14 protein-coding genes are annotated in these 13,924 nt (G+C 60.4%); 9 read left to right on the forward strand and 5 right to left on the reverse strand.

The features are described 5' to 3' along the window. Position 1: 1 nt before the first annotated feature. Together dapC and EII30_RS00405 are read left to right on the forward strand one after the other, a co-directional pair. Positions 2-1,099, forward strand: coding sequence for a succinyldiaminopimelate transaminase (gene dapC, locus EII30_RS00400; RefSeq protein WP_124885359.1), 1,098 nt, complete (start codon positions 2-4; stop codon positions 1,097-1,099). A 248-nt stretch (positions 1,100-1,347) separates the two neighbouring features. Continuing rightward, positions 1,348-2,661 (forward strand): citrate synthase, encoded by a 1,314-nt coding sequence (locus tag EII30_RS00405; protein ID WP_124885472.1) that lies wholly within the window; start codon positions 1,348-1,350, stop codon positions 2,659-2,661. Positions 2,662-2,812: 151 nt separating this feature from the next. On the opposite strand, the gene dapD is transcribed toward EII30_RS00405, so the two are convergent. Further along, on the reverse strand, positions 2,813-3,751 hold the full coding sequence (dapD, locus tag EII30_RS00410) for a 2,3,4,5-tetrahydropyridine-2,6-dicarboxylate N-succinyltransferase (protein ID WP_199731525.1): 939 nt from the start codon (positions 3,749-3,751) through the stop codon (positions 2,813-2,815). A 72-nt stretch (positions 3,752-3,823) separates the two neighbouring features. Between dapD and dapE the strand changes: the two genes are divergently transcribed. Then, positions 3,824-4,930: a succinyl-diaminopimelate desuccinylase gene (gene dapE / locus EII30_RS00415; RefSeq protein WP_124885360.1), complete on the forward strand. Its 1,107-nt coding sequence runs from the start codon at positions 3,824-3,826 to the stop codon at positions 4,928-4,930. Between the two features lie 119 nt (positions 4,931-5,049). Beyond that, positions 5,050-5,229, forward strand: a complete 180-nt coding sequence (locus EII30_RS00420) for a DUF3117 domain-containing protein (protein ID WP_124885361.1) — start codon at positions 5,050-5,052, stop codon at positions 5,227-5,229. Positions 5,230-5,308: 79 nt separating this feature from the next. On the opposite strand, the gene EII30_RS00425 is transcribed toward EII30_RS00420, so the two are convergent. Further along, on the reverse strand, positions 5,309-5,941 hold the full coding sequence (locus EII30_RS00425; protein WP_124885362.1) for an O-methyltransferase: 633 nt from the start codon (positions 5,939-5,941) through the stop codon (positions 5,309-5,311). 99 nt (positions 5,942-6,040) lie between these two features. Here EII30_RS00425 and EII30_RS00430 point away from each other — a divergent pair, with 99 nt between their 5' ends. The 3 genes from EII30_RS00430 to EII30_RS00440 are packed head-to-tail and all read left to right on the forward strand — an operon-like array spanning position 6,041 to position 9,010. Next, entirely contained in the window at positions 6,041-7,285 is a 1,245-nt protein-coding gene (locus tag EII30_RS00430) for a magnesium transporter MgtE N-terminal domain-containing protein (RefSeq protein WP_124885363.1), read from the forward strand. Continuing rightward, the gene (locus EII30_RS00435) at positions 7,285-7,833 is read left to right on the forward strand and encodes a DUF1003 domain-containing protein (protein ID WP_233569214.1); all 549 of its coding nucleotides are present in this window, start codon (positions 7,285-7,287) and stop codon (positions 7,831-7,833) included. The genes EII30_RS00430 and EII30_RS00435 overlap by 1 nt, the downstream gene beginning before the upstream one ends. Then, positions 7,811-9,010: a P-loop NTPase gene (locus tag EII30_RS00440; RefSeq protein WP_124885364.1), complete on the forward strand. Its 1,200-nt coding sequence runs from the start codon at positions 7,811-7,813 to the stop codon at positions 9,008-9,010. Before EII30_RS00435 ends, EII30_RS00440 begins: the two co-directional genes overlap by 23 nt. Here EII30_RS00440 and EII30_RS00445 read toward each other — a convergent pair. Beyond that, positions 9,007-9,435, reverse strand: coding sequence for a translocase (locus EII30_RS00445; protein ID WP_199731526.1), 429 nt, complete (start codon positions 9,433-9,435; stop codon positions 9,007-9,009). The genes EII30_RS00440 and EII30_RS00445 overlap by 4 nt on opposite strands. An 80-nt stretch (positions 9,436-9,515) precedes the next feature. Here EII30_RS00445 and EII30_RS00450 point away from each other — a divergent pair, with 80 nt between their 5' ends. Beyond that, on the forward strand, positions 9,516-10,163 hold the full coding sequence (locus EII30_RS00450) for a general stress protein (protein ID WP_199731527.1): 648 nt from the start codon (positions 9,516-9,518) through the stop codon (positions 10,161-10,163). Between the two features lie 7 nt (positions 10,164-10,170). Here the strand turns inward: EII30_RS00450 and EII30_RS00455 are convergent, their stop codons facing one another. Further along, complete coding sequence (locus EII30_RS00455) at positions 10,171-11,565, reverse strand: aminopeptidase P family protein (RefSeq protein WP_124885365.1); 1,395 nt, start codon at positions 11,563-11,565, stop codon at positions 10,171-10,173. A 14-nt stretch (positions 11,566-11,579) separates the two neighbouring features. Here EII30_RS00455 and EII30_RS00460 point away from each other — a divergent pair, with 14 nt between their 5' ends. Beyond that, positions 11,580-12,449 (forward strand): PHP domain-containing protein, encoded by an 870-nt coding sequence (locus EII30_RS00460; protein ID WP_233569215.1) that lies wholly within the window; start codon positions 11,580-11,582, stop codon positions 12,447-12,449. Between the two features lie 77 nt (positions 12,450-12,526). Here the strand turns inward: EII30_RS00460 and EII30_RS00465 are convergent, their stop codons facing one another. Next, a complete protein-coding gene (locus EII30_RS00465) occupies positions 12,527-13,837 on the reverse strand; it encodes a DEAD/DEAH box helicase (RefSeq protein ID WP_124885366.1) in 1,311 nt (436 codons plus the stop codon). Positions 13,838-13,924: the final 87 nt, after the last annotated feature.

Consider the following 13,924-nt stretch of genomic DNA (forward strand, 5'->3'; position numbering starts at 1 on the left):
AATGGTCAGACAGCTCCCCGACTACCCGTGGGACACACTCGCGCCCTACATCGCAAAGGCGAAGGCGCACCCCGAGGGTTTTGCTGACCTGTCGGTTGGTTCGCCGGTGGATCCCGCACCGGACTCCGCCCAGCGGGGTTTACTGAGCGGCGCAGCCGCGGGTTCATACCCGACAACCCAGGGCACTGAGCAGCTGCGGCGGGCGATCTGCGACTGGTATTTAGACAGCCGCGGAGTCACGATCACGCCGGACTGTGTGATCCCCACAATCGGTTCAAAGGAGCTGGTCGCGCTGCTGCCGTTCTTCCTCGGCCTCGGCAGCGGTGACACGATTGTGATCCCCGAGATCGCCTACCCGAGCTATGAGATGGGTGCGGCGTTTGTTGGCGCTGAGGTTGTGCGCGCCGACGATCCGGCTGACTGGCCTGAGTCAACACGCCTGATCTGGATTAACTCGCCAGCAAACCCGCACGGCAGGGTGCTCAACACCGCTGAATTAAAACAGCGGGTCGCCCGTGCAAAAGAGCTTGGCGCGGTGCTTGCCAGCGACGAGTGTTACGCCGAGTTCGGCTGGGACGAGCCGTGGCAGACCGAGCGCATCCCGAGCGTGCTCGACCCCGCCGTCACAGACAGTCACAGCGGGCTTTTAAGCGTCTACTCGCTCAGCAAACAGTCCAACCTAGCGGCCTACCGAGCAGCTTTTATCGCCGGTGACAGCGAACTTATCGCGGCTATTTTGCGGATCCGTAAACACGCCGGTCTGATGCTTCCGTACCCGGTGCAAACCGCGCTTGAGAGCGCGCTGCCAGACACGGAACACACCCGCGAGCAGCGACTTCGTTATCAGCGTCGCCGAGAAATCTTGTTACCGGCGGTTGTGAACGCTGGCTGGGAAGTTTCAGACAGTGAGGCGGGACTCTACCTGTGGGCGAGTAACGGCACAGACTGCTGGGAACAGATCGCCAAACTCGCCGACGCGGGAATTATCGCAGGGCCCGGTGCGTTCTACGGATACGCCGGTCAGCAGCATATTCGCCTCGCAATCACGGCAACCGACAGCGACATCGAGCTGGCCGCAAAACGCCTCGCCGCACTCTAATCAACCGTCCGTTGGCGCTCGCGTTAAAGGCTTTAGCCTACCCGCTTAGGCGCCAAAAGCAACCCGCAGCGGCGGTGATTTTCGCTGGTTTTGGGGCGCGGATCCGCTGAGTTTCTGCCCTGAAACTCATGCTTTAGGTTGATTTACGAGAATTCTGAATAGCTGTTTTGAGGATTATTCGGTAACCTATAGGGACGGTTTTGCGTTGAGCCGAAAACTTCAACGCACTCGGTCTTGTTCGCGCAATGATGGGAGAAGCGGTGACTACAAACACACCAGACAGTCAGTCACGTAATGTTGCAAAACTGAGCTATAACGGGGTTGAGGCAGAGCTTCCGGTGCTGCAGGCAACCTCTGGTAAAGCCGCGATTGACATCAGTACGCTAACCAAGCAAACCGGCCTCACCGGGCTGGATTACGGCTTTGTAAACACCGCCTCAACCCGCTCAGAGATCACCTACATTGACGGCGATGAGGGGATCCTGCGCTACCGGGGCTACTCGATTGAGGATCTGGCAGAGAACTCAACCTTCCTGGAGGTTGCCTACCTGCTGATCTACGGTGAGCTGCCAACACCCGAGCAGATGGCGAAGTTTGATAACGAGATCCGCCGCCACACGCTGCTGCACGAGGACATGAAATACTACTTCGAGGGGCTGCCGCACACCGCACACCCGATGGCGGTGCTCGCCGGCGGTATTCAGGCGCTCTCAACCTTCTACGAGGGATCGCTCAACACCAACTCGCCAGACCTGGTTGAGGTTAACACGATCCGGCTGCTCGCGAAACTGCCGGTGCTTGCCGCTTACTCACACAAGAAGTCGATCGGTCAGGCGTTCCTCTACCCAGACAACTCACAAAACTTTGTTGAGAACTTCCTGCGCCTAAACTTCGGCAACCTGGCTGAGCCATACGAGATGAACCCGGTGCTGGTGAAAGCGCTTGACAGGCTTTTGATTCTGCACGCGGATCACGAGCAGAACGCCTCAACCTCGACGGTGCGGCTTGTTGGATCCACCGGCGCAAACATGTTCTCCTCAATCTCCGCAGGCATTAACGCGCTCTCCGGCCCACTGCACGGCGGTGCCAACGAGGCGGTTTTGAAGATGCTCGGCGACATTAAAGAGTCGGGCATGGGGATGCGCCACTTCGTTGAGCGGGTGAAGAACAAAGAGGCGGGCGTGAAGCTGATGGGCTTCGGGCACCGCGTCTACAAGAACTACGATCCGCGCGCCCGCATCGTTAAGCAGAGCGCTGACCAGGTGCTCGCTGAGCTCGGCATCAACGATCCGCTGCTCGATCTCGCGAAAGAGCTTGAGCAGATCGCGCTGGAGGACGACTACTTCAAGGAGCGGAAACTCTACCCGAACGTGGACTTCTACACCGGCGTTATCTACAAGGCGATGGGTTTCCCAACCAGGATGTTCACGGTGCTGTTCGCGATCGGTCGCCTGCCCGGGTGGATCGCCCACTGGCGGGAGGCTCACGAGGATCGCTTCACCAAGATCGGCAGGCCGCAGCAGCTATACGTTGGTTCAGACCTGCGAAAGACCGCGCGCTAAGCAGGGCTCTGCGCTAGCGAAAGACAGGGCGGGCGTGCTCGCGTGCCGCGCAAATTCGCGTGCCACGCATGCACGCGCCGAGTAACCTGCACTAGCGAAACAAAACCGGCAGGAACCGTGTTCACAGTCCCCGCCGGTTCTTGCTTAGTCGCTAGAGGTGCAGATCCTCGTTGAGCGCGATCTTGGCACCGCTGCGCGGCAAAACCTCAACCGCGCCGGTCGCCGAGTTGCGCCTAAACAGCAGCGAGTCAGCCCCGGACAGAGCAGCCGCCTTCACAGTTGAACCGTCAGGCAGCAGCACCTTCGTGCCCGCAGTCACATACAGACCTGCCTCAACAACGCTGTCGTTCCCGATTGATATGCCGATACCGCTGTTTGCGCCGAGCAGTGCGCGCTCGCCGATTGTCACCCGGTGGGTGCCACCGCCCGACAGTGTGCCCATAATCGAGGCACCGCCGCCAATATCAGAGCCGTCACCGACGATAACGCCCTGAGAGATCCGTCCCTCAACCATAGAAGCGCCGAGTGTGCCAGCGTTAAAGTTAACAAATCCCTCGTGCATCACGGTTGTTCCCGGAGCGAGGTGGGCGCCGAGACGCACACGGGAGGAATCCGCTATCCGCACACCCCGCGGCGCAACATAGTCGGTTAGCCGCGGGAACTTATCGACCGCGAGCGCCGTTAAACCGCTCGCGCGCAGCGAAGCGAGGTTGTCGTTGTAGAACTCGGTTGCAACCGGGCCCGCAGCCGTCCAGACAACGTTCGGCAGCGCCGCAAACACACCATCCAGGTTGATGCTGCCCGGCTTCACCAGGCAGTGTGAGAGCAGCTGCAGACGCAGATAAGCGTCGGCTGTGTCCGCCACTTTCGCTGCCAGGTTGCTGGTTACGGCCCGCAACTCAATTGTCACACCGCGGCGCGGATCCGCCCCCACCGAGCTGCGAAGCCCAGCGGGCGCGTGCTCGGGCGTAAAGTTCTTAGGTGCCTCACCCAGCTGCGGGTGAGGGATCCACGCGTCAAGCACCTCCCCGGCAGCGGTAACAGTTGCGAGCGCGTAACCCCAAGCGGTTTCTGGTGTGATTTTAGTCATGAGTCAAGCATACAAAATTTGATTCAGCAACGCACCAGACAACTCTCCGGTCGAGTCAGTAAGATCATAGCTATGACAGAGCAACAATTAGACCTGACTGATCCTGTTAATCTGACAGAGCAGCTCTGCAATTTTGAGTCTGTTTCTGGGAACGAGGCTGCGCTGGCGGACGCCATTTTTGCGCGGGTTAGCAAGCTTCCGCACCTGACCTGTCACCGTGACGGTGACACAATCGTCTGCCGCACCTCCCTCGGCAGGTCGCAGCGGGTTGTAATTGCCGGGCACATTGACACCGTGCCGGTTAACAACAATCTGCCGGTGAAAACCATCGCCGAAACACCGGTTGAGGGTGACGCAACCCCGGACACTGTGCTGTGGGGGCGCGGCACCGTTGATATGAAGGCGGGTGTTGCGGTGCAGCTGGTGCTCGCCGCCGAACTCGATAACCCAGCCTACGACATCACCTGGGTTTGGTACGACAACGAGGAGGTGTCAAGCGACCTGAACGGTCTCGGGCGGACGCTAAGAAACAGCCCGGAGTTGTTCGCGGGCGATTTTGCGATCCTCGGGGAGCCGTCAAACGGCACGGTTGAGGGTGGCTGCAACGGCACACTGCGCTGTGTTGTTAGTTTCGCCGGGAAGCGGGCACACTCGGCTCGCAGCTGGACGGGGGTTAACGCGATCCAGCGCGCCGGTGAAACGCTTGTGCGGCTCAACAGCTATGCTGCCGAGACCGTGGTTGTTGACGGGCTGGAGTATCGCGAGGGTTTGAACGCGGTGCGGATCAGTGGCGGGGTCGCCGGCAATGTTATTCCCGACAGCTGCAAAATCGAGGTTAACTACCGTTTCTGTCCGGCAAAAAGCCCAGCTGAAGCAGAGGCGTTTGTGCGGGAGTTCTTTGCGGACGCTGACAGCGTCGAGATTGTTGATCTCGCGCCGGGAGCAAGGCCGGGGCTGGATGCGCCGCTCGCCAAACAGCTGGTTGAGGCTGTGGGGCAGCCACCGCGCGCAAAGGTTGGTTGGACGGATGTTGCCCGCTTTAGCGAGCTTAATATTCCGGCGGTTAATTACGGGCCGGGGGATCCGCTGCTCGCGCACGCTGATGATGAGCGGGTGAGTGCGAACCAGATTCGCGCAAACTATTTAGCCCTGTATCAGTGGCTTACGCAAAATCAGTGACAGCAGTAGACTGGTTATGGAGACTGAGTAAACAGCGTTTACCGCGGGGTGAGAAAACTTAAGCGCCGCATCGCAGTGTTTGATTCACCGTGTTTGGTTTGCGCTGGTGAGGAGCAAAAATGGCTGCAATGAAGCCGAGAACCGGGGACGGCCCGGTTGAGGCGGTAAAAGAGGGGCAGGTTATTGTGATTCGCGTTCCCCTGGAGGGCGGGGGAAGGCTCGCGGTTGCGCTGAACCGTGCTGAGGCGGCTGAGCTGCACAGTGCGCTCGCGTACGCTGTTGGGGCCGAGTCAGCATAGCGCCCGGGTAGAGCCGGGTTAGCGCCTGGTACTAAGCAGGTTTTCAGACGCTGCGCCTAAGAGGAGATAGCGCCCGGCGCTAGTTTGCGGTGCGGGTGAGTGTCAGCACACCGCCGCCAACCGAGGAGAGCGTTGCAACAACCGCGTTAGACTCCGCCATAATCTGCAGCAGGTCACGGAACTGGGCTGTTGTGTTGTCGCGTGCGGCCGGATCCGCCACCTGACCGTGCCAGAGCGCGTTCGGGATGACGATTGTTCCACCCTCGCGCACCAGCTGCAGCCCGAACTCAACGTAGCTGAGCAGCTGGTCGGGGTTTGCGTCGATCAGCAGCAGATCGTAGCTGCCGGGGTTGAGGCGCGGCATAATATCAACCGCTGCCGCCTCAATAAGGCGCACCCGTGACTGTGGAATCTGTGCCTCGGTGAAAACCTGGCGGGCGACACGCAGGTGTTCAGGATCAACGTCAATCGAGGTGAGGTAGGCGTTGTCGCTGTAGCGCAGCAGCGCCAAACCGCTGACACCCGCGCCAGTGCCAACCTCGCAAATATTCTTGGCGCCGGTCAGCACGACAAGTGAGCTGAGGTAGGCGGCAACCGCGGGGGAAACCGGTTCGATTCCGAGCTCCAGTGAGTGTCTGCGTGCTCTAACAATGCTGACCGGCTCGTCTGGATACTGTTCAACAAACTGCCAGTTGCTCTCGATCTTGCTCACGATACTCCCTCCCACGTTATGCCCATTCTACCGGGCATTGTTAATAAGCATATTGCAGTATTCACCGACTGCACAGCAGAAACACAGTAATCTAGATGTGTGGCTAATGCAAGAGTTTTTGTGGGACGACTGGCGGGCAGAGGGATTTTTGACCCCTCCGGAGACAAAATCGGCAAGGTGCGAGACTTTGTCGCCGTTGAACGCGCAGCCTCCGCCCCGCGAGTGGTTGGTTTGGTCGCTGAAATCCCCGGTCGAAAGCGTGTTTTTATTCCGATCGACCAGGTTGTTTCGGTTACCAGCGGCCAGGTGATTAGCAACGGCGTGGTAAACATGCGCCGTTTTGAACAGCGCGGCGGTGAACAGCGTGTGCTCGCCGAGATCATCGGCAGAGAAAAACCGCTGCTTGACGGATCCGGCAAGGTGAAAATCGAGGACGCCGCGATTGAGCAGACCCGCGGTGGTGAGTGGGTTGTTTCTGAGGTGTTTGTGAAGCTGCCAAAAACCAGCGGGCCGCTCGGCAGAAGCCGCAGCAAGGTGCTCAGCTGGGAGGAGCTCGGTAAAACCGCCGCGGGCGCTGACAGCGGATCCGCGGAGCTGCTGATTCAGACGCTTGTGGATCTGAAACCCGCCGATCTTGCCGAGGCGCTGCTTGAGCTGCCCGCTGTGAGACGCGGTGAGGTGGTTACTGAGCTGCCCGACGACATGGTTGCTGACGCGCTTGAGGAGATGGACGAGAGCGACCAGATTGCGACGCTGCAGTACCTGAACTCGGATCGCGCGGCGGATGTGCTCGACCAGATGGAGCCGGATGACGCGGCGGACCTGATCCACGCGCTGCCTGACCAGCATGGCCAGGAGCTGCTTGATTTGATGGAGCCCGAGGAGGCGGAGGATGTGCGACGCCTGCTCGAGTACGAGCAGGACACGGCGGGTGGTTTGATGAACCCCGCGCCGATTGTTTTGCCAGCCGAATCCTCCGTGGCGGAGGCGTTGGCGATGATCCGCAAAGCCGAGATTGCGCCCGCGATGGCGTCGGCCGTGTATGTCACCCTGCCGCCCTATGAGACCCCGACCGGTGAGTATCAGGGGATGGTGCATTTTCAGCGGATGCTTAGATTCCCGCCGCACGAGCGGCTCTCGGCGCTGCTGGACAGCGAACTGGAGCCGATCCCGGTGAACGCGAGCGCCGCCGAGGTTGCCAGGCGCCTGGCGAGCTACGACCTGGTTGCGATCCCGGTGGTTGATGAGTCAAACAACATGCTCGGCGTGATTACAATTGATGACGTGCTTGATCATCTGCTGCCGGATGACTGGCGGCACGCGGATGATGAGGGAGGTAGCTAGTGACACAGCCACAGGATCAGCAGCTAACCCCCGAAAAGCGGCAGGCCGCCAGTGAGCGTTTCGGTCGCTGGTCAGAGAGTATCGCCAGGGCGATGGGAACCCCAACCTTCCTGGTGATTTTAACGCTCTTCTGTATTATCTGGATCACCTGGAACACTGTCGCGCCAGAGGCATGGCGTTTCGACTCGGCAGCAATCGGTTTCACCGCGCTAACCCTGATCCTCTCCCTGCAGGCGTCATATGCTGCGCCGATGATTCTGCTCGCCCAAAACCGGCAGGACGACAGGGACAGGGTGCAGATTGAGCAGGATCGGCAGCGCGCCGAACGCAACCTCGCCGACACCGAGTTTATGGTGCGCGAGGTGGTTGCGCTGAGGCTCGCGATCTCGGAACTGCCCGACCGCGACTGGGTGAAGCAGGAGCTGCGCACACTGCTCGCCGAGATTGAAAGCGAGCGGGAGCGCACAAACGACGCCGAGGACGCCGAGGACGCCGAGGACACCGACAACCTAGACAGCACCGCGGATGGCCGAGCAGATAACAGCTGACAGCGTCCTGCGGGCGCTTGGCCGCGTCCACGACCCCGAGATTCGCAAACCAATCACCGACCTCGGGATGATCGAGGATCTCACCGTCACCGCCGGGCGGGTAACCCTAACCCTGAAACTCACCATCGCGGGATGCCCAGCAGCGAAACAGATAACCGCCGAAACCGAGCAGGCGATCCGTGCGATCCCCGGGGTCACCGATGTTGATTTGACGGTGAGCGTTATGACACCCGCCGAGCGCCAGGCCTTCGCCGAGCGGGTGCGCGGCAGCAAAACCCGTGAAATCCCGTTCACCGCAAAAAGCCTAACCCGCGTGATCTGCGTCACCAGCGGCAAAGGCGGAGTCGGCAAATCCTCTGTCACGGCGGGGCTTGCGGCCGCGCTCGCCGCGCGGGGCAGACGGGTCGGCGTTGTTGACGCGGACGTTTTCGGTTTCTCCATCCCGGCGCTTTTTGGCCTGACAAAAGACGGTAAAACCGAGTGGCCAACGCGGGTTGCCGACATGATAATTCCACCGGTCGCGCACGGTGTCAGCGTTATCTCAATCGGCATGTTTTTGGGCGGCGAGGATCCGCGCACAACCGCTGTTTCGTGGCGCGGCCCGATGCTGCACCGCACCGTTGAACAGTTCCTGCGCGATGTCTACTTCGGTGAGCTAGACTATCTGCTGCTTGATTTACCACCCGGCACGGGCGACATCGCAATCAGTGTCGGGCAGCTGTTGCCGCACGCCGAGGTGATTGTTGTCACAACCCCGCAGGCGGCCGCCGCAGACGTTGCGGTGCGCTCGGCGCTGCTCGCACACCAGAGCGGTCAGCGGGTTATCGGCGTTATCGAAAACATGAGCGGCGATATTTTCGGCAGCGGCGGCGGGCAGGTTGCCGCCGATCGTTTAACCGACGCTTTTAACAGCGCTGAGTCGGTTCCGGTGCTCGGATCACTGCCGCTCAGCGCGGCGTTTCGCGAGGCGGGGGACACCGGCCTCGCCGAGGCGATTGCGGCGGCGGTTGCGGATCCACAAGCCACCGAGGCTGCGGAGCTTGACGGCCCAGCGGCTGGGGAGTCTGACCCCGCGGCTGGGGAGTCTGACCCCGCGATTGCGGAGCTTAACCGTGTCGCCGCGAGGATCGAGTCACTGGGCCGCGGACTTGCCCGCCGCAAACTACCCCTTGTCTAGGTTGCCTCGCTGTCAAAGTTGAGCTTCTCGCCGTTTTCGCGGGCCTGACTGAGCGCGGTCGCGGCGGCGGCTGTAACGCTCGGTGCCATGCTGACGGCGCCGTCCGGCCCGAGCTGCCCGGTGTTTGGGGTTGCCTCGGCGCGGCTCTTGCGCTCAGCAGCCTCTGCCTCACGCTTGTCCTCAAGCAGGGCGTCGCGAATAATTTTGCGCGGGTCGTACTGGCGCGGATCCAGCTGCTTCCAGTCGATGTTGTCGTATTCCTCACCCATCTCATCGCGCAGCCGATCCTTGGCGGACATCGACATGCGCCTCACCGACTTCACGAAGTTGCTGAGTTTTTGGGTGTAGAGGGGGAGCTTATCTGGGCCGAGAATAACGAAGGCAATGACAAGGATGATTAGCAGCTTGTCAAGTGTGATACCCATGCATTAAATCTTAGCGGTTTTTGCTGGCAGAAGAGGCCGCTGTTAGTGTTTTTGAAGGCAGTGTTTGCTTAAATGGATGTATGAGTTTTATGACACCGGGAGCGCGGCCCCAACGCGACGCTTTAACCGAGAAACCAGCCGGGCAGGTGGTTTCAACCTACAGCACACACGCTGAGGCGCGCCACGCGATCGACGTGCTCGCGGAGGAGAACTTCCCGGTCAGGTCGATCTCGCTGATTGGCAACGGGCTTAGCAGTGTGGAGCGCGTCACCGGCCGTGTCGGCTGGGGCAGGGTTGCTTTCTCCGGCGCGTCAGGCGGTGCGTACCTCGGTATCTTTATCGGCTTCATCCAGGTGCTGTTGATGCCGAAGCTGGCGGCGGATATCGCGGTGACGTTCGGATCCGCAATTATTATCTGTATGGGGCTTGGGATGCTGTTCGCAATTATTATGCACGGCCGTAACCCGCAGCGCAGAACCTTCACCTCGGTGACGCAGGTTATTGCCTCGCGCTATGACCTGGTTGTGCCCGATGAGCTGCTGTCGCAGGCGCGCAGCATCCTCACCGCGCACGCCGCGGGCCACGGAAACGGTCACGCCGCCGCAGGTCGCAGCACCGAGCAGGCTGCCACCGGTCACAACACCGAGCAGGCTGCCACCGGTCACGGTACAGAGCAGCAAGAAAACGGCGCTGCTCAGCAGGAAGCTGAACAGCGCCGCGAAGGCTAAACAACCGCTACTGGTTGCGGCCCTTCTTAATCCACTCCTCAACCGCGTCTACGGTTCTTGGAATGTCAGCTGACAGGTTAACGCAGCCATCAGCGGTTACCACGATGTCGTCCTCGATCCGCACGCCGATGCCCCAGAACTCCTCTGGCACGGTTTTATCGCCCGGGTGGAAGTAGAGGCCTGGCTCAACGGTAAACACCATACCCTCTTTCACCTCGCCGCCGATGTAGAGTTCACGTTTCGCGGCAGCACAGTCGTGCACGTCAATGCCGAGGTGGTGGGAGGTGCCGTGCACCATATAGCGCTTGTGGTAGGCGATGTCTGGATCCGCATCAGCCGGCCAGATGCCCCACTCTTTGATCTTCTTCTCGATCACCGCGAGCGCTGCCTCGTGCACGTCAGCGAAGATAATGCCCGGTTTAATAACCGCGATTGCGGCGTCAGCTGCCTCAAGCACAGCCTCGTAAACCTTGCGCTGCACATCACTGAAGCTACCGGAAATTGGCAGGGTTCGGGTGATATCTGCTGTGTAGAGGCTGTCCACCTCAACGCCCGCGTCAAGTAGCAGCAGGTCGCCCGGTTTTACCACGCCGTCGTTGTCCTCCCAGTGGAGGGTGCAGGCGTTTGCGCCGGCAGCGGCGATGGTGTTGTAGCCCTCCCAGTTGCCGTCGAGGCGTGCACGCTTGTGGAACACACCCTCAACAACGCGCTCACCGCGTTTTTCTGCGATCGCCTCGGGCAGTGCAGCAACAACCTCGTTGAAGCCGCGCTGGGTTGCGTCAACGGCGAGCTGCATCTGCTTGATCTCGTAGCTGTCCTTCACAAACCTCAGCTCGCTCAGCGCGGTCGCAAGGTCAGCGTCCTGCAGCGTCAGATCGGCATCGTCTGCCTGGAACTCCTCAATCGGGTGGGTAGGGATCCCGAGAATCGTTGCGATGTTGTCGAGTGACGGCCGAGCACCAACCCAGAACTCACCAACCTCGTGGTTGTTGAAGAACTCCTCGCTGTCTCGCCCTGCGGGAGCGGGGAAGAACAGGTGAGCCTCGTGGGTTTCACCCTTTGGCTCCAGCACCAGTACCGAGCCCGGAACGGTTTTTGCGCCCCAACCGGTCAGGTGTGTGAAACCGGTGTCTGGGCGGAACAGGTAGAAGGTGTCGTTAGCGCGCTGCTTCAGTGCACCAGCGGCTACAACAATGCGTTTACCGGGGAAAAGCTTGCTTAAAGCCGCGCGGCGCTGGGCTGCAAACGCTGCGCCCTCAGACTCGCTTACCGGAGCAGACTCAAGCGTCTGCCAGTCGGATCCCATGTATTTCAAAAATTTATCGGTGACCACCATTGAGTCACGAGCCTCGTTGCTGATCTCAGCCTCGTGTGTTGTCGTTGCGTTGTTATCAGAAGTCATGGCTATATTCTCTCATGGATTTACGGGTTATTATTGAGAATATGCCAAGCCCGCAAGACCGCTATGATTTGCACACCCACTCCCGTCACTCTGACGGCACAACCACCCCCGCCGAGATCGCTAAGCTCGCTGCCGGCCTGGGGCTTGCCGGTTTTGCGCTGACCGATCACGACACCGCCAACGGCTGGGATGAGGCGCGCGAAGCGGCAGCCGAGCACGGGCTCGATTTCCTGCCCGGGTTTGAGATGACGACGATGCACCGGGGCCGCAACACCCACCTGCTTGCCTACGGGGCGGATCCGCAAGATGACGAGATGGCGGCGTTACTGAACCTGCTGGGCGGCGCTAGACAGCGGCGGGCTGAGCGCATGGTGGAAAAGCTCGCGCAAGACTTCGATATCACCTGGGAGGATGTTGCAGCCGTGGGGATTCGCGCCATCGGCAGACCCCACATCGCCGACGCGCTGGTCCGCAAGGGCATTGTGGCGGATCGCGACACCGCCTTTGCGACGCTGCTATCGTCTAAATCACCCTACTATGCGTACGCCGAATCGGTGAAAACCGTTGACGCGATCAGGATCGTCTGCGCGGCCGGCGGTGTGCCGGTGCTCGCGCACCCGGCGGCGAAGCGGAACCGCTCGGTGATAACCCCCGCGGAGCTGGAGCAGCTGATCGCGGCCGGCCTGCTCGGGGTTGAGATGGATCACCCCGAAAACAGCCCGGAGCTGCTCACCGAGCTGCAGCGAACGGTCGCCGACTTCCCGCTGCTGATTACCGGGTCGAGCGATTTCCACGGCGCAGGTAAGATCAACCGGGTCGGCGAGGAGACCACCGCGGCAGAGACGGTTTTGCGGATCCGCGAGCTCGCCCGCATCAAGCACTAGCGGCCGCGGCTGGTCGCCGCCTTACTGCTGCACGGGTTTTTCCCGCACTGTGGGCAGTGTGGGCGCTGACTGCCGTCTTACTGCTGCGCTGGTTTTGCTCCGCTGCGCCGGCGCACGCGCTTCCTGGTGCGGCTGCGCTTCGGAGCACCGCTGGTCGCCGCTGAGGCGGTTGCTGTTGCTGACGCGGCTGTTGCCTTCTTCACCCGCGGCAGCCTGCCCTTCGTACCGGAGGGGATGTTCAGATCCGCAAACAAATGCGGGGATGATGAGTAGGTCTCTGGCGGTTCAGGCAGATTGAAACCGAGCGCGCGATCAATCAGACCCCACTTGTGGATGTCCTCCCAGTCGACGAGGGTGACGGCGGTGCCGGTTGTGCCTGCGCGGCCGGTGCGACCAACCCGGTGGAGGTAGGTTTTCTCGTCCTCTGGAACCGTGTAGTTAATCACGTGGGTAACATCGGTTACGTCAATGCCGCGGGCAGCAACATCGGTGGCAATCAGAATGTCTTTTTTGCCGGACCTGAACTGCTGCATGTGCTTCTCGCGCTTCTCCTGCGGCAGATCACCGTGCACCGCAACAGCACCAAAACCGCGCTCTTTCAGCTCGGTGTGAAGCTTATCCGCCTGCCGCTTAGTGCGGGTGAAGATAACGGTCTTTCCCCGGTTTTCAGCCTGCAGGATCCGCCCGATCATCTCGTCTTTGTCGAGCGAGTGCGCGCGGTAAATAATGTGCTCAATGTTTGCCTGGGTCTCGCCCTCACCCGGATCCGTCGCCCGAATATGCACCGGTCGGTTCATAAAACGGCGAGCAAGCGCGATAATGCTGTCCGGCATCGTCGCCGAGAAAAGCATGGTGTGACGGTTTGCTGGCAGCGCGTTAAACAGCTTCTCAATATCGGCGAGGAAGCCGAGATCGAGCATCTTATCTGCCTCATCCAGAACCACCTCGGTAACACCCGCGAGGTTCAGTTTGCGCTTACCGATCAGGTCAAGCAGCCTGCCCGGTGTGCCAACAACCACGTTCGCGCCGGCAGCAAGCTGTGCGGTCTGCTCATCGTAGCCTTTGCCGCCGTAGATAGCGGCGATTTTGGTGACGCGGTTAGCGCTCGCGAGCACCAGGTCGTCATAGACCTGGGTTGCCAGCTCACGGGTTGGCACAACCACAAGCGCCGAAACGCCCGGGGCTGGTTCGGTGCCAAGCCGCTGCAAGAGTGGCAGGCCGAAACCAAAGGTTTTACCGGTTCCGGTTTTTGCCTGCCCAATTACGTCCTGACCGGTGATCGCGATCGGAATCGTCTGTTCCTGGATCGGGAAGGCGGTCTCAATATTCTTCTCGGCAAGCGCGGCTGCCAGGTCGGAGTCTATTCCAAGCTCAACAAATGTTGTCAAAGGGTTTTCCTATTCAGGTTGTAAGCGGCTCTGGCCACTTTTAAGATCTGTCGGACGGGCAATTTTTGCCACCATGCAGGCTATTTT

Source organism: Leucobacter sp. OH1287, from assembly GCF_003859945.1.
GTDB lineage: Bacteria > Actinomycetota > Actinomycetes > Actinomycetales > Microbacteriaceae > Canibacter.